The 20,674-nt window shown below is 71.2% G+C and carries 16 protein-coding genes; 12 read left to right on the top strand and 4 right to left on the bottom strand.

Annotation, left to right across the window (positions count from 1 at the left end):
- Window positions 1–46: 46 nt before the first annotated feature.
- From ABZ808_RS14170 to ABZ808_RS14185, 4 genes are all read right to left on the bottom strand, one after another.
- A complete protein-coding gene (locus ABZ808_RS14170) occupies window positions 47–751 on the bottom strand; it encodes a DUF4386 domain-containing protein (RefSeq protein WP_357005429.1) in 705 nt (234 codons plus the stop codon).
- Between the two features lie 170 nt (window positions 752–921).
- Entirely contained in the window at window positions 922–2,010 is a 1,089-nt protein-coding gene (locus tag ABZ808_RS14175; protein ID WP_357005432.1) for a hypothetical protein, read from the bottom strand.
- Between the two features lie 43 nt (window positions 2,011–2,053).
- Window positions 2,054–3,199 carry an SPFH domain-containing protein gene (locus tag ABZ808_RS14180; protein ID WP_357005435.1) on the bottom strand — a complete coding sequence of 382 codons (1,146 nt, stop codon included), beginning with the start codon at window positions 3,197–3,199 and terminating at the stop codon, window positions 2,054–2,056.
- Window positions 3,200–3,532: 333 nt separating this feature from the next.
- A complete protein-coding gene (locus ABZ808_RS14185; protein ID WP_357005438.1) occupies window positions 3,533–4,852 on the bottom strand; it encodes a cellulose binding domain-containing protein in 1,320 nt (439 codons plus the stop codon).
- 819 nt (window positions 4,853–5,671) lie between these two features.
- On the opposite strand from ABZ808_RS14185, the gene ABZ808_RS14190 reads away from it, so the two are divergent.
- The 12 genes from ABZ808_RS14190 to ABZ808_RS14245 are packed head-to-tail and all read left to right on the top strand — an operon-like array spanning window position 5,672 to window position 20,672.
- Window positions 5,672–7,327: an ABC transporter substrate-binding protein gene (locus ABZ808_RS14190; RefSeq protein WP_357005441.1), complete on the top strand. Its 1,656-nt coding sequence runs from the start codon at window positions 5,672–5,674 to the stop codon at window positions 7,325–7,327.
- Between the two features lie 15 nt (window positions 7,328–7,342).
- A complete protein-coding gene (locus ABZ808_RS14195) occupies window positions 7,343–8,353 on the top strand; it encodes an ABC transporter permease (protein WP_357005444.1) in 1,011 nt (336 codons plus the stop codon).
- Complete coding sequence (locus tag ABZ808_RS14200) at window positions 8,353–9,240, top strand: ABC transporter permease (RefSeq protein ID WP_357005446.1); 888 nt, start codon at window positions 8,353–8,355, stop codon at window positions 9,238–9,240. The genes ABZ808_RS14195 and ABZ808_RS14200 overlap by 1 nt, the downstream gene beginning before the upstream one ends.
- A gap of 2 nt (window positions 9,241–9,242) precedes the next feature.
- Entirely contained in the window at window positions 9,243–11,279 is a 2,037-nt protein-coding gene (locus ABZ808_RS14205) for a dipeptide ABC transporter ATP-binding protein (protein ID WP_357006770.1), read from the top strand.
- Window positions 11,276–13,327 carry a hydantoinase/oxoprolinase family protein gene (locus ABZ808_RS14210; RefSeq protein WP_357005449.1) on the top strand — a complete coding sequence of 684 codons (2,052 nt, stop codon included), beginning with the start codon at window positions 11,276–11,278 and terminating at the stop codon, window positions 13,325–13,327. The genes ABZ808_RS14205 and ABZ808_RS14210 overlap by 4 nt, the downstream gene beginning before the upstream one ends.
- Window positions 13,324–15,012, top strand: coding sequence for a hydantoinase B/oxoprolinase family protein (locus tag ABZ808_RS14215; RefSeq protein WP_357005452.1), 1,689 nt, complete (start codon window positions 13,324–13,326; stop codon window positions 15,010–15,012). Before ABZ808_RS14210 ends, ABZ808_RS14215 begins: the two co-directional genes overlap by 4 nt.
- Entirely contained in the window at window positions 15,005–16,675 is a 1,671-nt protein-coding gene (locus tag ABZ808_RS14220; protein WP_357005455.1) for a hydantoinase B/oxoprolinase family protein, read from the top strand. Before ABZ808_RS14215 ends, ABZ808_RS14220 begins: the two co-directional genes overlap by 8 nt.
- Window positions 16,672–17,937 (top strand): amidohydrolase family protein, encoded by a 1,266-nt coding sequence (locus tag ABZ808_RS14225; RefSeq protein ID WP_357005457.1) that lies wholly within the window; start codon window positions 16,672–16,674, stop codon window positions 17,935–17,937. Before ABZ808_RS14220 ends, ABZ808_RS14225 begins: the two co-directional genes overlap by 4 nt.
- Window positions 17,934–18,347, top strand: a complete 414-nt coding sequence (locus ABZ808_RS14230) for a nuclear transport factor 2 family protein (protein ID WP_357005459.1) — start codon at window positions 17,934–17,936, stop codon at window positions 18,345–18,347. The genes ABZ808_RS14225 and ABZ808_RS14230 overlap by 4 nt, the downstream gene beginning before the upstream one ends.
- Complete coding sequence (locus ABZ808_RS14235) at window positions 18,344–19,348, top strand: NADPH:quinone oxidoreductase family protein (protein WP_357005461.1); 1,005 nt, start codon at window positions 18,344–18,346, stop codon at window positions 19,346–19,348. The genes ABZ808_RS14230 and ABZ808_RS14235 overlap by 4 nt, the downstream gene beginning before the upstream one ends.
- Window positions 19,345–19,674, top strand: a complete 330-nt coding sequence (locus ABZ808_RS14240; protein ID WP_357005463.1) for a TIGR04076 family protein — start codon at window positions 19,345–19,347, stop codon at window positions 19,672–19,674. Before ABZ808_RS14235 ends, ABZ808_RS14240 begins: the two co-directional genes overlap by 4 nt.
- Window positions 19,674–20,672: an LLM class flavin-dependent oxidoreductase gene (locus tag ABZ808_RS14245; protein ID WP_357005465.1), complete on the top strand. Its 999-nt coding sequence runs from the start codon at window positions 19,674–19,676 to the stop codon at window positions 20,670–20,672. The genes ABZ808_RS14240 and ABZ808_RS14245 overlap by 1 nt, the downstream gene beginning before the upstream one ends.
- Window positions 20,673–20,674: the final 2 nt, after the last annotated feature.

Genomic DNA, 20,674 nt, shown 5'->3' on the forward strand with positions numbered 1-20,674 from the left:
GCGCGGGGCCTGAACCGCGACCGGTGGCGGCGGCCCTCCTGGCGGGTCAGACGGTGGCGCCCTCGACGGGCCGAACGCCGTCGGCGGCCATGTCCGCGGTGACCGGCGAGGGCCTGAAGCCCTTGACGATCAGATAGACGCCCAGCGAGAACTCCCACACGGCGATGGGGAGGGCCGCGATCGCCGTCACCGGGGACAGCCGGTCCCAGAGGCCGAACAGGATGCCGAGGTCGGCGGCGACGAGCAGGGGTGCTCCGACGAGCCCGAGCAGCGGCAGAACCCGCGGTACGAGGCGTGCCTGGTACAGCAGGGAACCCAGCAGCAGGGCGTTCACGGCAGGCAGGAAGCTCTGGCTGAGCAGGAAGACCGAGTCGTAGAAGGCGACAAGCATCTGACCGGTGACGAGCGCGTCCGCTCCGGCGTCGGCCCGTCGCAGGGCCACGACCGTCAGGAGGCTCGCGACGCCGATGAAGATGCCGGCGGCTTCGAGGACCCTGGCGCCGACGAAACCCAGCGCTCGGGCCTCACCCTGCCGCTTGAGCACCGGGTACAGCGCGATGGCGGTGCCGATGCAGGCGAGGGCGACGATCACCTCAAGGGCGGCGCCGACGACGACCGTTGTCTCCGACGTGGTGCCGACGATGTAGTCCGCCTCGCGCACCGGTTCGTACAGGGTGAGGGTGGGGATCGAGACGAACGTGAGCACGTAGAACACGCCCGCGGCCAGCGAAGTTCTTCTCAACGAATTCATCGAGGGCTCCATTCCGGCGCGTCGCTCGACTCGACGATGGTGAACTCACGATCCTGCGGATCGGGGCGCTGGCGAATCGGCCGCTCGGCCAATCCTCGCGGCCATGAATGCGCCAACGGCACGGGCGACCGGTATCCGTTCGCGGTGGCCCGTGCCGCGTTGTGGGGGCGCTAGCGGCTCATCATGTACGCCACCACGAGCCCGACCAGCGCCAGCGCGGCCAGCACCGCCATCGCGATCTTCGCGGCGCTGTACGGGCGCTCACCGATGACCTCGCCGGTCCGGGCGTTGACCAGGATCTGGTACGACTTGCCGGCGTGCAGGTACGCGGCGATCCACACCGGCAGCAGCATCAGCTTGTACGACACGTCCGAGTACGCGGTGTCCACCGAGGACACCCGCTGCTCGTCTCCGCCGATGTCGGACCGGCAGTCGCCCTCGATGACCGGAGCCATCCGCGCCTTCGCCTCGGTCAGCCCCGCCTCGGGCTCGGTGTCGTAGCGCAGCGCGTGATAGCCGGCCAGGTAGTCGCCGTGGTACGCGACCGCCTCGGCCAGCGGCCACGGGGCCAGCTCGTCGAGCTGCTTCGTCGGCAGGTGCGTGGTGGCGGGCACCAGCACGTCGTCGAAGTCCCGGCGGACGGTGCCGCTCGCCGAGTGCCACCGGGTGTGGCGCACCTGTCGGGTGCGCGTCTCCTGCTTACCGTCCACCGTCACCGTGTATGTCTCGGTGACGTAGTAGTACTCGCCGCGCTGACCCTGGTAGTCCGACACGGTCCGCGCGTCGAACGTCCAGTGCGGCAGGTAGGTGCCCTTGAGGGTCTCCGCCTCGCTGACCTTCTTGAGGCTCCCCGGCGCGAACCAGCGGCTGCGGCACCACGTGCCCAGGGCGGTGCGCACGCCCGACCGGTCCACCGCGAACGGCAGCACCGCCTCCGGAGCGATCAGCTCGCCGGGCACGTTCTCCGCCACCAGTGGCGTGGCGCAGAACTGGCAGCGCTTGGCGATCGCGTCGCTCTCGGTGTGGGCGCCGCAGGCCGGGCAGACGTACGCGTGCGCGGCGACGCTGCCCACCGGCTTGCGCGGCAGGCTCGCCAACTCGCTGTACGCGTGCTCGCGCACCTCCCGTCCGGCGCCGGCGATCTGCTGCTGGTGCCCGCAGTACGGGCAGCTCAGCGTCGCCGCTCCCGGCGCGTACTCCACCCGGGCACCACAGCCCCCGCACCCGTACGTCGCCGGGGATACCGTCGTGTCGCTCATTGCCTTCTCTTCCCTCGCAGCGGTCCGTCGGCCTGCCGTGCGTTCACTGCGGGGGCAGCGGCGGCGGGACGCTGGCCAGCACCGACGCCAGCTCCGGCACCTGCCCGGCGGGCTGCCACTGCGCCATGCCGGCCTGCCACACGAGCGTGTCCGGGCCTAGCGCGCCCGCGCCGACCTGCTCGGCCAGCCCGCCGAGGTCGTACGGGCCCTGCCGCTGCCCGGCGACGCCGACGTACCACTGGGCCTGGTTCGGCAGCGGCGGCGGCCCGGCGGCGGCCGGCTGCGCGGGGGTCGGCTGCGCGGGGGGCGCCGACGGCTGCGGCGCGCCCGAGCCGCCCGCCATCGCCCGGGACATCTGCTGGCCCATGGCCATGCCCATGCCCAGCCCGATGCCGGCGCCCGCCTCGCCGCCCGGGTTCTTGGCGGCGGCCTCCATGGCGTTGGCCGCCTGGAACTGGGTGTACCGGCCCAGATCGCCGACCGCGCCCATGCTGGTGCGCTTGTCCAGCGCCTGCTCCACCTCCGGCGGCACGGAGACGTTCTCGATGACGAACTTGGGGATCGCGATACCGACCTCGGCCAGCTCCGCGGTCAGCACGCCCGCCAGGCGGCGGCCGATCTCGTCCTGGTGCGCCGCCAGGTCCAGCAGCGGCACGCCCGCGGTGGCCAGCGCGTTGCCCAGCCGTCCCACGATGAGCTGCCGCAGGTATTCCTGCACCTCCTCGGTGCGGAACTGCGGATCGGTGCCGACCAGCTCCCGCAGGAGCTGCGACGCGTCCACCACCCGCGCCGCGTACGCGCCGAACGCCCGCACCCGGACAACGCCGAACTCGGCGTCGCGCAGGATCACCGGGTTCTGCGTTCCCCACTTCATGTCGGTGAACTGCCGGGTGTTGACGAAGTACACCTCGGCCTTGAACGGCGAGTTGAAGCCGTACTTCCAGCCCTTGAGAGTGGACAGGATGGGCATGTTCCGGGTTTCCAGCGTGTACGTGCCGGGAGGGAACGCGTCGGCGATCTGTCCCTCGTTGACGAACACCGCCGTCTGGGACTCGCGGACGACCAACTTGGCGCCCATCTTGATCTCGTTCTGATAGCGCGGGAACCGCCAGACGATCGTGTCGCGGCTGTCGTCCAGCCACTCCACGATGTCGACGAACTCGCCCCGGAGTTTGTCCATCAGACTCATTGCGTCCCCTTCCCTCGCCGCCGAGGCTCGGCGTCGCGGGCGACGATAGCAACCCCCCGCTACCTGCGAAAAGTACGTCTGTGAGGCCATCGGCTGCCGCCGATAACCGCCTCGACCAACGGATGAGGGCAGCCACCGCCGAACGCACGGGCCGACCGGCACGGGCGTCTGCCCGAGGTGTGGTCCCGGGCGGCCGGCGGTGGCCGATCGGTCAGGGAACGCCGCCGGGCGTCCCCGTCGAGGTGCGCAATTGTCCGTCCATATCCGACGCCGTCACGGGTGCGCCACGTGGGTCCGGAGCCGAGTGGCTCCGGACCCACGTGGCGCCGTCGCTCAGGGGCTGGTGCAGGTGAGGTTGCTGGCCGGCGTGGTGCCGTCTCCGGTGGCGGTGAACCCGAAGGTGGTGGAGGCGTTCGGGCCCAACGATCCGTTGTACGGGGCGTTGCGGACGCTGACGGTGCCGGTGGTGCCCGTGTTGACGCCGTTCCAGAGGCTGCTGATGGCCTGGCCGCCGGCCAGGCTCAGACGCACGGTCCAGCCGTTGATCGAGGTGGTGCTGGTGTTGGCCACGGTGACCTCAGCCTGGAAACCGCCGGGCCAGGTGTTGACGGTGCGGTAGGTGGCGGCGCAGGCGCCCGGCCCGCCGGTCGGCGGCGGGGTGGTCGGCGGGGCGGTGGTGGGCGGGGCGGTGGTGGGCGGCGTGGACGTGGGCGGCGTGGTCGTCGGCGGGGCGGTGGTGGGCGGCGGGGTGGACTCGAACTGGGTGAAGAACCGCCAGATCTCCGCCGAGGTCCACGTCCGGGAGTCGTTCGGGCTGGACGACCCGTCGACCGGGCTGGGGGTGTGGTCTCCGTCGAAGGCGGCCCACTGCACCGGGTACCCGGCCCGGCAGCCCGAGTAGGTGGTGGTGATGTGGGTGAGGCTGCCTCGGCTCGGCTCGCGCGGGCTCTGCGCGGTGCAGCCGTTGTTCCGGACGAACGTGTCCCGCACCGATCGACCCATGGAGATGTTCAGCACGCTGTCGAAGGTGCCGTGGATGCCGAAGTAGGCGACGGGTTGGGTGCCACCGTTGCATCCGCTGAGGTTGGCGCCGGACAGAACGGTGACCGCGCGGACGATGTTCGGCCGGGCGCAGGCCACCGCGTAACTCATCGCCCCGCCGTAGCTCCAGCCGAGCGCGAAGCGCTGGGTCGTCTCGACGCAGAGGTCGTTCTCGATCTGCCGGGAGATGTCGTCGAAGAGGGTCAGGTCCCGGCCGTTGGTGTTGGCCCAGCCGTTGTCGAGGCCCTGCGGCGCGACGAAGATCGTGCTGTTGTTCGACAGCGGCTGCAGACCGTAGTAGCCGGCCGAGGCGACGTTGTTGGCCGAGCCGTTCAGCCAGTGGAAGCCGAAGACCAGCCGGTAGGGGTGGTTGCGGTCGTACCCGTCCGGGATCCGCAGGATGTAGGTGCGGTTCTGCCCGCCGCTGGAGATGGTGCGCGTCCCGCTGGTCAGGGTGGGCGCCTTGCCGCAGCCGGCGGTGGCCGCGAGCGTGCCGTTCGTCGCGGCCTCCGCCGTGGCGCCGAGCGCGCCGCTCAGCGCCGCGCCGGTGGTCGCCGCGAGAAGAACGGCCGCGGCGGCGATGGACGAGAGAAGCTGTGTACGTTTCACCATTGCTTGCCTCCTTGCCCTTGATCGTCTGGGCCGGTGGTGCGCGCGACGTCGACCGAACGACCGCCGGCAGTGCCCCGCTCGTCCGCGGTCGGAGAGCCGGTTGGTGCGTTCCACCGATGCCGGGGGCGCCCGTGCGGGCGTGGGGAGCTGGGCGTGCGGCCGGGTCGGAGTCGCCCGATGGCCGCCTGCGGTCAGCCTGCGTCGGCGGAGCGGCCCGGACTGGTCGCCGACCGGCCAGGCGACGAGGCGGAGTGCCCACCGAGTGCCCTGCCGATTGGCGGTGCGACGGGGAGCGTGCCCTGCGCTCCCGCGCCGAAAGATAGCAGTTTATCGATAACACCTTCAACCGCTGTCTTGCGGAAAACGTGGCGACGCGCGTCGTCCCCGACGGTGCGGCACCGTCCTGTCCAGGGCCTTCTGGCGGCACCCCTTCCCGCCGTAACTATCGCTGGGGCGGCCGAAAATTCCGGAGGTGCGGTGGCCCGGCTGGTTGTGAACGCTCACAGCACGACATGGCGAAAACGCGGGATCACGTACGTCCGTGGGGCGGCCGACCGACGCATTGGTGAACATCGACGACAGCTTCCCGCGGGTTCGCGACGGGTGGGGCTGTTGGTGAACGTGTTAGGTAACGAGTTAGTGAACCTGTGTGAACGCTGGCTACACGCTAATCCCGCACTTCGAGAAGGGTTTCGGGCAAAGGTGCCGAGAGAGCCTGTGAACGCCGTTCACCCACTTGTTCACTCTCGCTTAATCCTGTAGAACTCCAGGTGGGTCCGCTGGGCGGCCCATCTCCCCCTGGTTCTAGGAGGACTACTAATGGCTCGTTCGCACCGCCCGGGCGCCTCCTCGCCCGCGCTTTCCCGCCGCGGTGTCCTGCAGTTGGGGGGCAGCGTCGCGCTCCTTCTCGCGACCGGCGCCTGCGCCGCGGACAGCGGCAACAAGTCGAAGGACGGGACGTCGGGCGGCTCCGCCGCCAAGACGTTGCGCATCGCCGTCTCGAGCTACCTGTCGAGCTGGGACCAGGACTTCGTCGGCTTCGACCTGACCGCGCTCATGCTCTACAAGAACGTCTTCCCGTACCTGATCGACTACGGGGTCACCAGCGCCGGTGACAGCAAGATCTTCGACACCCAGAACGTCACCCCGACGTTCGCCGAGTCGTTCGAGCCCGACGCCGCACAGAAGGTGTGGACGCTCAAGCTGCGTCGCGGCGTGAAGTTCGGCAGCGGCAACGAGATGACGGCCGCCGACGTGAAGTGGTCGAAGGACCGCGCGTTCGCCGCCCAGGCCAACGTGGCCGGCGTCTACCGCACCATCGGCCTGACCGAACCGGACCAGGTCAAGGTCGTCGACGACTACACGGTGGAGTTCCACCAGGCGTTCCCCAGCGCCCTCACCCGGCAGATCCAGGCGATCTCGCTGTACGTCTTCGACTCCGTCGAGGCCAAGAAGCACGCCACCGCCAGCGACCCCTGGGCCAAGGAGTGGTTCGCGAAGAACCCGCCCACCGGCGGCTACTACAACGTCGCGAAGGCCACCCAGGGGCAGGAGATCGAGCTCAGCGCGAACACCGGCTACCCGGGCCCCGACCCGGCCAAGATCCCGACCATCCGGATCTCGGTCGTGCCGGCCGCGTCGAACCAGCGGCTGCAACTGCAGGCCGGTGACATCGACGTCGCCCTCGGCATCAGCCAGCGCGACATCCAGGACCTCAAGAAGGCACCGGGCATCAAGGTCATTTCGGCCGCCAGCAACCGTCAGGTCGCCATCCAGATGTCGGTCACCACGGCGCCGTTCAACGACGTGAACGTCCGTAAGGCGCTCGCGTACGCGGTGCCCTACGAGCAGATCATCAGCAACGTGTACGGCGGCGACGCCCGCGCGGCGAAGAGCACCGTGCCGCTGGACATGCCCGGGCACGACGAGAACGGCTACCCGTACACCCACGACCTCGACAAGGCGAAGGCCGCGATGGCCGCCGCCGGCAAGTCGTCGCTGGACTCCGAGTTGGTCTTCGAGTCCGACAACGAGGAGCAGCAGAAGATCGCCGTCCAGGTGCAGGGCGAGGCGGCGAAGGCGGGCATCAGGCTCAAGCTGACCCCGCTGGACCCCGCGACCCTCGGCGAGCGGCGGACGAAGAAGAACATCCCGATTCAGCTCACCTCCGGTCAGCTCTGGGTCGACGACGTCGAATACATGCTCGCCACGAGCTTCGTCAAGGGCGCCAACCTCAACTACTCCAACTACACCAACCCGGAGATCGAGCAGATCTACGAGAAGTCGCACACCACGGTCGACGAGGCCGCCCGCAACGCGCTCTGGAAGCGGGTTCAGGAGATCCTCGCCGCGGACGTGCCCTGGGCGGTCATCTGCCAGCCCAACTTCAACCTGCCCGTGCGGGAATCCGTCGCCGGCTGGGTGCAGCCGATCGACGGCCTCGCCCGCCTGCGCTACCTGAGCGCGTCGGACTAGGGACACCACCCACCCATGCGCATCTTCCGGTTTGTCGTCAGGCGACTACTCCAGCTGATCCCCGTTCTGCTCGGAGTAGTCGTCCTGGCGTTCCTCCTGGTCCGGGTGCTGCCGGGCGACCCGGTGCGGAGCATTCTCGGGCCGAACGCCAGTGCGGAGGACGCCGCCGCGGCCCGGGCCCGCTTCGGGCTCGACCAGTCGCTGTGGCAGCAGTTCCTCGACTATCTCGGCGGGCTCCTCACCGGGGACTTCGGCACCTCGATCCAGAGCGGCGGCTCCGTGGGTGCGGAGATGGCGCTACGGGTCGGGCCCACCCTGCAACTCGTCGTCATCGCCGTGACCATCGCGCTGGTGGTGGCGACAGTGCTCGGCGTCTGGTCGGCCCGGCGGGCCAACCGGCTCGGCGACCACAGCGTCCGGGTGTTCGCCCTGGTCGGCAACTCCGTCCCCGAGTTCTGGCTCGGCCTGATGCTGGTGCTGGTCGGCTACAGCATCCTCGGCTGGTTCCCGGCGCCGAACGGGCGCGTCGATCCGGACACGAACCTGACCCCACTCACCGGCGCCGATCTCCTCGACGCCGCGCTCACCGCCAACGGGCCGGCCTTCGCCTCCGCCGCGGCGTACCTCGTGCTGCCGGTGCTGACCCTGGTCGTCGGCGTGGTCGCGCCGCTGCTGCGCAGCGTCCGGGCCTCCGCGTTGGAGGTGCTGCACTCCGAGTCGTACGCCGCGGCGCAGGCACACGGCCTGCGCGGCCGGACCCTGCACTACGGCTACCTGATGCGGGCGACGCTGGTCCGACTGCCGTCGCTGGCCGCGTTGGTCTTCGGCACCGCTATCGGCTCCACCGTGCTCGTTGAGTACGTGTACTCGTGGCAGGGCTTCGGCCAGTGGGCCCTGCGCGGCCTGCTCTACCGGGACTACCCCGTGGTGCAGGCGTCGGTGCTGGTCATCGCGTTGTGCTACGTGCTGGTGTTCCTCATCGCCGACGTGGTCCACGCGATCCTCGACCCGAGAGTGAGGCTCTGATGGCCGAGCTGCGCACCGCCGTCACCGGCGACTCCGCGACGGCACCGGTGGTCATCGCCGGCGGTGACCGGGACAGTCGTTTCGCCCGACGCCTGATCATCGCCGGCGCGACCATCCTCTCGGTGATCGCGGTGGTGGCGCTGCTCGCGCCGCTGCTGAGCCCATGGGGCGAGACCGAGATCGACCCGGCGAACACGCTTGTCGGCCCAGGCGGCAACCACCTCCTGGGCACCGACGGCAACGGCATGGACATCTGGAGCCGGATGCTCTACGCCGCCCGGCTCGACCTGGGCATCGCCCTGGCAGCGGTCGCGCTCGCCGTGGTGGTCGGCACCCTGCTCGGCCTGGTCGCCGGATACTTCGGCGGCTGGCTCGACGACGTGCTGATGCGGGTGGTCGACATCTTCCAGTCGTTCCCCACGTTCATCCTGGCGCTCGCGGTGGCCGCCCTGCTCGGCAACGGCACGATCAACCTCATCATCACGATCGCGGCGGTGAACGCTCCGGCGTACGCCCGGTTGGTCCGCGCCGAGGTGCGGTCGCTGCGTGAACTGCCGTTCGTGGACGCCGCGATCACCTCCGGGGCGTCGTCGGTGGGTGTCCTGTGGCGGCACCTGCTGCCCAACAGCCTCACCCCGGTGCGGGTGATCGCGCCGTTGAACTGTGGCTGGGCGATGCTCACCCTGGCCGGGCTCTCCTTCCTCGGCCTGGGCGTGAGCATCCCCGACGCGGAGTGGGGAGCCATGATCAGCCTGGGTGCCGCAGACGTGGTCGGTGGACGGTGGTGGACCTCGGTCCCGCCCGGCCTCGCCCTGCTCGCCTGCGTCCTCGGGTTCAGCCTGCTCGGCGAAGGCCTGCAGGACCGCGCTAACGCGAAGCGGCGGTGACCATGCTGTCTATCGAGAACCTTTCCGTGCTCATCCGCCGGCCCGGCCGGCAGGTGGCCGCGCTCAGCGACGTGACCTTCGCCGTGCGACCCGGCGAGGTCGTCGGCCTGGTCGGGGAGAGCGGCGGTGGCAAGAGCATGGTGGCTCGCGCCATCGTCGGGTTGCTCCCCGGCGGCTCGCACGCCACCGGCCGGGTGCTCTTCGACGACTCGGACGTGCTGCGCATGGACGACGAGGCGCTGGCCGCCCACCGTGGGCGCGGGGTGGCGATTTGCTTCCAGAACCCGCGCGGGGCGCTCAGCCCCACCCGCACCGTCGGCAAGCAGCTCGTCGACCGGCTCTCGACCCACCAGGAGATGTCCGGCGCCCGGGCCCGGGAGGCGGCGCGTGAGCTGTTCGAGGCGGTCGGCATCCGCAGCCCGCAGCGGCGGCTCGACGCGTACGCCCACGAACTGTCCGGCGGTATGGCCCAGCGAGTGATGATCTCACTGGCCACGGGGTGCGCCCCCGACCTGCTGATCGCCGACGAGCCGACCACCGGCCTCGACGTGACGCTGACCCGGGAGATCCTGCGACAGTTCCGGCACGCCGCCGACACCGACGGCCGGGGGGTGCTGCTGATCTCCCACGACCTCGCCTCCATCGCGGAGGTCTGCGACCGGGTGGTGGTGCTCTACGCCGGAACGGTCGTGGAGAGCGGCCCGGCCGAGCAGGTGCTGCGGGAGCCCGCGCACCCGTACACCCGGGCGCTGCTGCGCTCGGTGCCGGACGTCGGCGGCCGGCCGGTCGTCGCCACCCCCGGCGCCATGCCCCTGCTGACCCAGGCGCCGCACAACTGCCCGTTCGTCACCCGCTGCGCGCACGCCGACGACACCTGCGCGGCGCGGCGGCCGACCACCGAGCCCGTCGCGGCCGGTGCCGGTGACTGGTCGCTGGCCTGCTTCCACCCGCAGACCCGGCCGCTCGACGCCGACGGGTCGTCGACCTCGCCCGCGCCGGCGGGAGCGGGCGCGGACCCGGCCGAGCCGGGCCAGAAGCCCGCCATCCTGGAGATCGACGACGCGCACGTGGTCTATCGCAGCCGCTTCGGCTCCGGCGGCCATCACGCGCTGCGTGGCGTCACGCTGCGGCTCGGGCCGGGCGAGACGCTGGGCGTGGTGGGCGAGAGCGGCTGCGGCAAGAGCACGCTGGCCAGGCTCGTCATGGGTCTGGTCGCGCCCACGTCCGGCACGGTCACCGTCGCCGGGCAGAGCCTGGTCAAGCAACCGGGCCCGCGCCGCCCCCGTGGGCAGGCGCTGCGGCGCGCACGTACCCGTGTCCAGCTCGTGTTCCAGGACCCGATCGGTTCGCTGAGCCCGCGCCGCACCGTCGGCGACTCCATCGCCGAGCCGTTGCGGGCCGCGGGCCTGTCCCCGGCGGAACGCACCGCACGCGTGGCCGCGGTGCTGGACCGGATGGAGCTGGACCGCTCGATTCTCCAGCGGTACCCGCACGAGCTGTCCGGCGGTCAGGCCCAGCGCATCGGCATCGCCCGCGCCCTGGTGGGTGAGCCGGACCTGATCGTCTTCGACGAACCGACCTCGGCCCTGGACGTCACCGTGCAGGCGCAGATCCTCGCGGTGATCGCTGACGTCGCCGCCGACGCGGACCGCGCCTCGGTGTTCATCTCCCACGACCTGGCGACCGTGCGCGGCTTCGCCGACCGCGTCGTGGTGCTCTACCTCGGCCGGGTCGTCGAGGAGGGCCCGGTGGACGTCGTCTTCGACAACCCCCGGCACCCCTACACCCGCGCGCTGCTGGGCAGCGCACCCCGTCTCGGCGGGACGACCGGATCCGACGGCGAGGCCGTTGAACTGGTCAAGGACCTCGAAGAAGCCGACGCCGCTACCGGGTGCCCACTCGCCGCCCGGTGCCCGTTCGTCACCGACCGGTGCCGAGCGGAGCAGCAGGAGCTTCAGTCGTACGGCGAGAGCCGGGCCGCCTGCTGGCGGGTTCCCGAGCTCCCCGCCCTCATCGGAAGGCAGGCTGTCACGCCATGACCCGTCGCCCCATCCGGCTCGCTGTCGACATCGGCGGCACCTTCGTGGATGCCATGGAACTCGACACGCGCACCAACCGGGTCCGCTTCCGTAAGGCGGCGACGACTCCGGCCCGACCCGCGGACGGCGTGCTCGCCGCGATCAACGCGCTCGGTACCGACCTGTCCGAGGTGGAGTTGTTCATCCACGGCACCACCCTCGGGCTCAACGCGGTGCTGGAGCGTCGGGGTGGACGCACCGGCATCATCACCAACGAGGGCTTCCGGGACATCTTCCTGATCGGTCGCGGCAACGTGCCGTCCGACCACATGTACGACTTCCAGTACCAGCGGCCGGAGAGCCTCGTGCAGCGCCGCTTCACCGCTGGCGTGCGGGGCCGGCTCGACTACCGGGGCCGGGTCGTGGAGGAGCTGGACCCGGAGAGCGTCCGGGCTGCCGCCCGCACGCTCGTGGTGGACCAGCAGGTCACCTCGATCGCCATCTGCTTCCTGCACTCGTTCCTCGACCCGAGCCACGAGCGGGAGGCCGCGCGCCTGATCCACGAGGAGTTCCCCGACGTCAGCCTGTCGCTGTCGACGGACATCGTGCGCGAGTACCGCGAGTACGAGCGGACCAGCACCACGGTGCTGGAGGCGTACATCCGGCCGATCTTCGAGCGGTACGTGGACGAGCTGGAGGCCGGGCTGGCCGAACGCGGCTTCGACGGACGCTTCCTGATCATGCGCTCCGGCGGCGGCTCGATGACCAGCGCGGTCGCCAAGACGGCGCCCACCCACACCGTGCTCTCCGGCCCGGCCGGCGGCATCGTCGGCGCGGCCTACATCGCCTCCGAGCTGGGCCGCGACAACGTGCTCACGTTCGACATCGGCGGCACCTCGCTGGACGCCTGCGTGATCGAGCGCGGCAACCCGGTGGCCGCGTACGAGGCGCAGCTGGAGCACTTCCCGCTGCTCATCCCGACGTACGACATCCGCACCATCGGCGCCGGCGGCGGCTCGATCGCCTGGCTGGACCACGGTCTGCTCAAGGTCGGCCCGCAGAGCGCGGGCGCCGACCCGGGACCGGTCTGCTACGGCCGGGGCGGCACGAAGCCGACGGTCACCGACGCCGCGGTGGTGCTCGGCTACATGGACCCGGACCGCTTCCTCGCCGGCACCATGGGGCTGCGTGACGCGGAGGCCCGCGCGGCCATCGCCGAGCAGCTCGCCGAGCCGCTCGGCCTGACCGTGGAGAGCGCGGCGGCCGGCGTGTTCGACGTGCTGCTGGCCCGCACCGTCGGGGCGGTCCGGCAGATCACCGTCGAGCGGGGTCACGACCCGCGGCAGTTCGCGCTGCTCGCGTTCGGTGGCGCCGGGCCGCTGCTGGCCCCGCTGCTGGCGCGGGAGATGGGCATCGGCGAGGTGATCGTGCCGTTCGCGCCGTCCGGTTTCTCCGCATGGGGCATGCTGTCGGCCGACATCGTCAACGACTTCAGCCGTACCGTGATGGCCACCCTGGACGACGCGGACCTGGGCGAGCTGGACGAGCTGTTCAAGGCGGTCGAGGCCGAGGCTGTCGCGTCGCTGGTGGCGCAGGGCGTGCCGGCCGGCGAGGCGGTGCTGGAGCGGCAGTTCGAGCTGCGCTACCTCGGCCAGGAGCACAGCCTGATGGTCACCGTCGGGCGCGAGCTGGACCGCGACGCGATCCGCGCCGCGTTCGACGAGACGCACCGCGGCCGGTACGGCCACACCATGGGCAACCCGTTGCAGATCCTCAACCTGCGGGTGCGCGGCATCGGCCGCACCGACCGGCCCGAGCTGGAGACCCTGCCCCGCGGCGACGGCGACCCGTCGCAGGCGCTGCTGAACCACCGGGACGCCTACGACTTCGGACAGCAAGCGGTCGTGCCGTTCGCGGTGTACGACCGGGCCCGCCTGGAGCCGGGCGACACCTTCGACGGTCCGGCGCTGATCGACGAGGGCACCTCCACCACGGTGGTGCCCAGCGGTCAGCGGGTCACCGTCGACGACCACGGATACCTGCTCGTCACACTGGAGGAAGCCGCATGAGCACGCTGGACGGAGCCCAGGTCGAGGTTGTCCGCAGCTATCTGTTGTCGGCGGCCGAGGAGATGCGGGCCACGCTGATCCGTACCTCCTTCAACCCGGTCATCTACGAGGTGCACGACTTCGGCATGTCGATGTACGACGCCGACCTGCGGCTGGTCGCCGAGGCGACCGGGTTGACGTTCTTCCTCGGCGCCAACGACTTCTCGCTGCGCAAGGGCGTGGAGTACGTCGGCCGGGAGAACCTGCACCGGGGTGACGTGGTGCTGCTCAACTACCCGTACTGGAACGCGGCGCACGCGTACGACGCGACGCTGTTCGCTCCGGTGTTCCGGCCGGACCCGGCCGACGTCGACGCCGACGGCGACCTCGTCGGGTTCCTCTGCGTCCGCGCCCACTGGATGGATCTGGGCGCCAAGGATCCGGGCTACGTGCTCGACTCGACCGACATGCACCAGGAAGGTGTCATCTTCCCCGGCACCAAGGTGGTCTCCCGGGGCAAGCCGGTGCACGAGGTCCACGAGCTGATCCGATTCAACTCGCGGATGCCCGACGCGGTGCTCGGCGACCTGCACGCGCAGATCGCCGCGCTGCGCACCGGTGAGCGCCGGATGCTGGAGATCATCGAGAAGTTCGGCCGGACCACTGTGGACCAGGCGATCGACCGGATCATCGCCGACGGCGAGGCCCGCGCCCGCGCCGCGCTGGCGACCCTGCCGCAGGGCACCTGGACCGCCGAGGACTGGGTGGACGACGACGGCATCAGCGACGAGCCGGTCAAGATGCGCGCCACCGTCACCATCGCCGACGGGAAGTTCATCGTGGACTTCGCCGGCTCGGCCCCCGCCACCCGTGGTCCGATCAACATGCCGTTCGGCGCGACCGAGGCGATCTGCAAGGTCGTCCTGAAGGCGTTGACGTCGCGGGACGAGCCGTCGAACGCCGGCACCGTGGCACCGCTGGAGGTGCGGGCCGAGCCGGGCACCCTGTTCCACGCCGTCTACCCGCAGCCCACGTTCACGCTGTGGACCGGCATCGTCGCGGTGGAGTTGATCCTGAAGGCGCTGGCGCAGGGCATGCCGGACCGGCTGGCGGCCTCCAGTGGTGGTGACGTGCCGGGGTTCATGATGGTCGGCCTGCACCCGGACACCGGCCAGATGTTCGCGGTCAGCAACAACGACCTGGTGGGCTGGGGCGGCACCGCGCAGCACGACGGGATGGACGCCGCCACCCACGTCTCCGGCAGCACCGGACGGGGCACCCCGATCGAGGTGATGGAGGCCAAGACCGGCATGTTCTTCGAGCGCTGGGAGATCCGCGAGGACTCCGGTGGTGCGGGCCGGTTCCGTGGTGGTTGCGGCCTGCGGCGCGACATCCGGTTCGTGACGCCCGGTGAGTTCCTGATGGTGATCAAGAAGACGAAGAGCGCGCCGTGGGCGCTCGACGGCGGCTTGCAGCCGGAACCGAACCAGGTGGTGGTGTTCCCGGGCACCGACCGCGAGCACCGGGTGAGCACCAAGCGCACGGCCGTGGCGGTGGGGGACCGGGTGACGGTGCTTACCGCCGGTGGCGGTGGGCACGGCGACCCGCGCGGCCGCGACCCGGAGTCGGTGCGGCGGGACGTGGCAGAGGGCTACGTCTCCCGGGAGGCGGCCCGGGACGTCTACGGAGTGGACGTCGATGGGTAGGCCGACGGTCGACGGGGCGACCGTCGAGGTCGTCCGCAGTCACCTCGTCTCGGCCGCCGAGGAGATGCGGGCCGCGCTGGTCCGCACCGCGTTCAACCCGGTCATCTACGAGGTGTACGACTTCGGCATCTCCATCTACGACCGGGAGTTGCGGCTGGTCGCGGAGTCGACCGGGCTGTCCCGCTTCCTCGGTGCCAACGACTACTCGGTGCGCAAGGGCGTGGAGTACGTCGGCCGGGAGAACCTGCACCGCGGCGACGTGGTGCTGCTCAACTACCCGTACTGGAACGCGGCGCACACCTACGACGCGACGCTGTTCGCGCCGGTCATCCTGCCCGACAGCGACGAGTTGGTCGGCTTCCTGTGCATCCGCGCGCACTGGATGGACCTGGGCGCCAAGGACCCGGGCTACGTGCTCGACTCCACGGACATGCACCAGGAGGGGATCGTCTTCCCCGGCACGAAGGTGTACGCCCGTGGCGAGCCGGTGCACGAGATCCACGAGTTGATCCGCTTCAACTCGCGCATGCCGGACCTCGTCATCGGCGACCTCAACGCGCAGATCGCCGCGCTGCGTACCGGTGAGCGCCGGATGATCGAGCTGTTCCAGCAGTTCGGCCCGTCCGTGGTGGACGCGGTGATCGAGCGGGTGATCCAGGTGGCCGCCGATGATGCCCGCGCGGCGGTCGACGCGCTGCCGCAGGGTAGTTGGACCGCCGAGGACTGGCTCGACGACGACGGCGTCACCGACGACCCGATCCGGATGCGGGTCACCGTCACCGTCGCCGACGGTGAGTTCACTGTCGACTTCGCCGGCTCGTCCCCCGCCGTGCCCGGGCCGGTGAACCTGCCGCTGGGCGCCACCATCGCCACCTGCCGGGTCGCGTTCAAGGGCGTCACGACACCCGGGGAGCAGACCAACGCCGGGCACTTCGCGCCCCTTCGGGTACGCGCCGAGCCCGGGACGCTGTTCCACGCGCGCTACCCCGCCGCCACGTTCACCCAGTGGACCGGCACGGTCGCCCTGGAGCTGATCCTGAAGGCGCTGGCGCAGGGCATGCCGGACCGGTTGGCGGCCTCCAGCGGCGGTGACGTGCCCGGGTTCATGATGGTCGGCCAGCACCCGGACACCGGCCAGATGTTCGCGGTCAGCAACAACGACCCGGTCGGGTGGGGCGGGACGCCGCAGCACGACGGCATCGGACCGGCGAACCACCTCTGCCAGACCCAGGCGCGCAACACGCCCGTCGAGGTGCTGGAGGCGAAGACGGGGATGTTCTTCGAACGGGTGGAGATCCGGACGGACTCCGGTGGCGCGGGTCGGTTCCGGGGTGGTTGTGGGTTGCGGCGGGACATCCGTTTCGTGACGCCGGGTGAGTTCCTGACGGTGATCAAGAAGACGAAGAGCGCGCCGTGGGCGTTGGCCGGTGGAGTGCGGCCGGAACCGAACCAGGTGGTGGTTTTTCCTGGTACGGACCGCGAGCACCGGGTGAGCACACGGCGTACCGCGGTGGCAGTGGGAGATCGGGTGACGTTGTTGACCGCCGGTGGTGGTGGGCACGGTGACCCGGCTTCCCGGGATCCGGAGGCGGTTCGGCGGGACGTGGCCGAGGGCTACGTCTCCCCGCAGACCGCCCGAGACGTATATGGAGTGATCGCGTGAGTGCCGCCTATTCCCCCGAACCGTCGAGCGTGCTGCTCGGCAACTGCACCGTTCTGGACGCCCGCGTCGTGGACGGCATGGAGCCCATCGCCGACGCGGGTGTGTGGATCCGCGGCGACCGGATCGCCGCCGTCGGCCCGTACCCGGAGGTGGCTGCCGAGGCGCGGGCCGCCGGCCCGGTGACCAACGTGGACCTCGACGGGGCGTACCTGACCCCCGGACTGGCCAACATGCACACGCACTTCTCGCTGTCGCTGCCCGGCTCCGGAGGCGACAACGTCAAGGGCATGGGCCCGTACGACCTCGCCCACTACATGGCCAACGGGGCGCGGCGCACGCTGCACTCCGGCGTGACCACCGTGCGCTGCGTTGCGGAGAAGGACCACGCCGACTTCGCGTTGCGGCGGGCCATCAACGCCGGCCGCACGTCGGGTCCGCGCATCTACACCGCCGGTCGGGCACTGGTCTGCACCGGCGGACACGGCCACGAGAGCAACGACACCCTCGAGTGCGACGGCCCGGTCGGCTTCCGCCGGGGCGCACGCAGCCAGATCAAGGCCGGCGCGGACCTCATCAAGGTGATGATCTCGGGCGGCATCGCCGGTGAGCACGAGCGCATCAGCACGCCCCAGCTCTTCACCGACGAGATGACTGCGGTGATCGAGACCGCCCACGCGTGGGGCCGCAAGGTGACGGCGCACGCCGGTCCGGCCGACGTGATCGGCGCGGCGGTGGAGCTGGGACTGGACTGTGTGGAGCACGGCTACCAGCTCACCCCGGAGGTCGCGGCGCGGATGGCCGAGCGCGGCACCGCGCTCGTGCCGACGCTGCTGGTGACCCGGTGCAAGGAGTTCTTCGACGAGCTCGGCGTGCCGGAGTGGATGCAGTGCCGCTCGCTCGGCGCCGGCCCCCGGCACCTGGAGAGCTTCGACATGGCCGTCGCCGCCGGTGTGGAGGTGCTGCTCGGCAGCGACATGCCCCCGTTCTGGGAGTTCGAGGGAACCACCGCCTCGATCCGGGAGCTGGAGTACATGTCCGAGCGGATCGGGCCCGCGCGGGCGATCCACGCCGGCACCCTCGGGCCCATCCGGTGGCTTGGGGCGGAGTCCGACCTCGGCACGGTCGAGGCCGGCAAGCTGGCCGACCTGATCGCGATGAACGACGACCCGCTGGCCGACACCTCGGCGTTCCGGGACGTGCGGTGGGTGATGAAGGGCGGGCAGATCGCCCGCGACGACCAGAACCAGGAGGACGCGCGATGACGTTCGCGGAGGCAGGCGCGGCGGCGATCGCCGCCGGCATCGATGACATGTACGACGCTTTCCTCGCCGGGGACAAGGTGCGGTTCGACACGCACCTGCACGCCGAGGTGACCACCTGGGAGACCCACCTGCCCGGGCCGCTGCGCACCCGTGCCCAGTTGAACGACTACCGCGAGCAGCGGGACGCCGCGGGCCAACGGCCGCAGCTGGCGGTGCTCGCCGCGCGGGACAAGCGCATCGACGTCTGGGACGACTTCGGCGTCGCCCGGTACATGCTGGTCTCGCAGGTCGGGGCGGACGACGAGCAGGAGCTCACCCGGGTCACCGACGTGCTGCGCCGGATCGACGGCCGCTGGGTGATCGTGCACCACCACGCCGAGCTGGTACGGGATCCGGTGGGCGCGGCATGATCCGCCGGCTGGTCGCCGAGCGGACCGGTGAGCCGGCGGACGTGCTGTCGGTGGCCGAGCTGCCCGACGACCCGCCGCCCGGCCCCGCGCAGGTGCGGCTCGCCGTGCGTACGGTGGGCCTGAACTTCCTCGACGTCCTGCTGTGCCGGGGTGAGTACCCGGTGCGGCCGGACCCGCCGATGACGCCCGGGGTGGAGGCGGCCGGCCGGGTCGTCGCCGCGGGCGTCGGGGCCGAGCACCTGCTGGGCCAGGAGGTCCTGGCCTGCCCGACGTTGCCGCGTGGCGCGCTCGGCACGACCGTGACGGTGGACGCCGCCGTGGTCGTGCCGCGGCCGCCCACCATCGACCCGGTGACCGCGGCGGCGCTGCCCGTCACGTACCAGACCGCGTGGTTCGCGCTGGAGCGGGCCGGCCTCACGGCCGGGCAGACGGTGCTGGTGCACGCCGGCGCCGGCGGTGTCGGCATCGCCGCCATCCAGCTCGCCGTGGCCCGTGGGGCACGGGTGGTCGCCACCGCCGGCGGCCCGGCCAAGACGGCCGTCTGCCGTGCCCACGGCGCCGAGGTCGCCGTCGACTACACGACGGAGGACTTCGTGGCCGCCGTACGGGAGGTCACCGCCGGGCGGGGCGCGGACGTCATCGTGGATCCCGTGGGCGGCGACGTGTTCGCCCGATCCTGGGAGTGCCTCGCGTTCGAGGGCCGTCTCGTCGCGGTGGGAGCGGCCGGCGGCCCACCGCCACCGGTCGACCCGGTCCGGCTGATGGCGGCGAACGCGACCCTGGTCGGCCTCTCCTGGGGCTCCCGGTACCCGTGGCAGCGCGCGTCGGCGGTCGAGGCGGCGTACCAGGAGTTGTTCGACATGTGCGGGTCCGGCGCGGTCCGGCCGCCGGTCAGCCGGATCGTCTCGCTGGACGAGGCGCCGGCGGCGTTGACCGAACTGGCCGAACGACGGACCACCGGCAAGATCATCGTACGGATCGACGAGGGGGAGGGCCCGTGAGCGACAGCGCCGACGGCGACATGGAGATCTACGACCTGAAGGTGACCGTCGACCGGATCGAGGGCCGGTCGGTGTGCGGCATGGACGTGGGCGACTACTTCGAACTGACCAACAGCGCGCACCTGCGGCTGCCCGAGGGACAACACTTCTGCGTGTACGCGCTCGCGTCGGTGCTGCCCTTCCTCGCCGCGAAGCAGCGTGACCTGGCTGCGGGGGACTGGCTGGCCCAGGACTCCCACTTCATCTGCCCCGACCCCGAGGAGCGACTCGTCATGAAGGTGGAACGGACCTGCCGGCGCCGGATGAACTCGGCGGACCTGACCTGATGGCCGTCGAGATCGGACTCGGCCTGCAGAGCGACAAGCCGGCCGGCGCCTACGCCCGGCTGGCCCGCGCCGCCGAGTCACACGGCTTCGACGTGCTGACCGTCTTCGGTGACCTGATGTACCAGCCGCCGATCTTCCCGCTGCTGGAGATGGCGCAGGCGACCAGCCGGGTACGCCTCGGCGCGGCCTGCCTGAACCCGTACTCCATGGCACCGTACGAGATCGCCGGTCAGCTCGCCGCGCTGGACCTGGCCTCGCACGGCCGGGCGTACCTGGGGCTGGCCCGCGGGACCTGGCTGGGCGCGGTCGGGCTGCCGCAGCCGCGACCGTTGACCACGATCGAGGAGGCCGTCGAGGTCGTCTACCGCCTGTTGCGGGGCGACCGGAGCGGCTTCACCGGCCGGGTCTTCTCGCTGGCGCCCGACACCGCCCTGCGCTACGCCGTGCACCGGCCCGATCCGCCGCTGCTGCTCGGCGCGTGGGGTCCGCAGGGCGCGGCGGTCGCCGGCCGGATTGCCGACGAGATCAAGGTGGGCGGCAGCGCCAACCCCGACATGGTGGCGGTGATCCGCGAACGCGTTCGGGTCGGTACGGAGAAGGCCGGGCGCGACGTCTCCGACGTCGGCATCGTGCTGGGCGCCGTGACGGTGGTCGACACCGACGGCGAGGCGGCCCGGGCCAAGGCCCGCACCGAGGTGGCGATGTACCTGGCGGTCGTGGCGGAACTCGACCCGACGGTCGTGCTGCCCGACGACCTGGTGAAGCGGGTCGGCGACCTGGTCGACGCGGGCGAGGACGAGGCGGCGGGCCGGCTCATCCCGGACGACGTGCTCGACCGTTTCGCCTTCTCCGGCACCCCGGAGCAGGTCGCCGCGCAGGCCCAGGCGCTCATCGACGTCGGCGTCCGCCGGGTCGAGTTCGGCACCCCGCACGGCCTGACCGACGAGCGCGGCGTGGACCTGCTCGGTTCCGCCGTCCTGCCGCTGCTCCGCAGGTGAGA

The sequence above is a fragment of the Micromonospora sp. NPDC047527 genome (assembly GCF_040643015.1).
GTDB lineage: Bacteria > Actinomycetota > Actinomycetes > Mycobacteriales > Micromonosporaceae > Micromonospora.

Excerpts from the sequence above, each read along its gene's own strand:
- ABZ808_RS14170 (WP_357005429.1), bottom strand. The coding sequence starts at position 751 with ATGAATTCGTTGAGAAGAACTTCGCTGGCCGCGGGCGTGTTCTACGTG.
- ABZ808_RS14175 (WP_357005432.1), bottom strand. The coding sequence starts at position 2,010 with ATGAGCGACACGACGGTATCCCCGGCGACGTACGGGTGCGGGGGCTGT.
- ABZ808_RS14180 (WP_357005435.1), bottom strand. The coding sequence starts at position 3,199 with ATGAGTCTGATGGACAAACTCCGGGGCGAGTTCGTCGACATCGTGGAG.
- ABZ808_RS14185 (WP_357005438.1), bottom strand. The coding sequence starts at position 4,852 with ATGGTGAAACGTACACAGCTTCTCTCGTCCATCGCCGCCGCGGCCGTT.
- ABZ808_RS14190 (WP_357005441.1), top strand. The coding sequence starts at position 5,672 with ATGGCTCGTTCGCACCGCCCGGGCGCCTCCTCGCCCGCGCTTTCCCGC.
- ABZ808_RS14195 (WP_357005444.1), top strand. The coding sequence starts at position 7,343 with ATGCGCATCTTCCGGTTTGTCGTCAGGCGACTACTCCAGCTGATCCCC.
- ABZ808_RS14200 (WP_357005446.1), top strand. The coding sequence starts at position 8,353 with ATGGCCGAGCTGCGCACCGCCGTCACCGGCGACTCCGCGACGGCACCG.
- ABZ808_RS14205 (WP_357006770.1), top strand. The coding sequence starts at position 9,243 with ATGCTGTCTATCGAGAACCTTTCCGTGCTCATCCGCCGGCCCGGCCGG.
- ABZ808_RS14210 (WP_357005449.1), top strand. The coding sequence starts at position 11,276 with ATGACCCGTCGCCCCATCCGGCTCGCTGTCGACATCGGCGGCACCTTC.
- ABZ808_RS14215 (WP_357005452.1), top strand. The coding sequence starts at position 13,324 with ATGAGCACGCTGGACGGAGCCCAGGTCGAGGTTGTCCGCAGCTATCTG.
- ABZ808_RS14220 (WP_357005455.1), top strand. The coding sequence starts at position 15,005 with ATGGGTAGGCCGACGGTCGACGGGGCGACCGTCGAGGTCGTCCGCAGT.
- ABZ808_RS14230 (WP_357005459.1), top strand. The coding sequence starts at position 17,934 with ATGACGTTCGCGGAGGCAGGCGCGGCGGCGATCGCCGCCGGCATCGAT.
- ABZ808_RS14235 (WP_357005461.1), top strand. The coding sequence starts at position 18,344 with ATGATCCGCCGGCTGGTCGCCGAGCGGACCGGTGAGCCGGCGGACGTG.
- ABZ808_RS14245 (WP_357005465.1), top strand. The coding sequence starts at position 19,674 with ATGGCCGTCGAGATCGGACTCGGCCTGCAGAGCGACAAGCCGGCCGGC.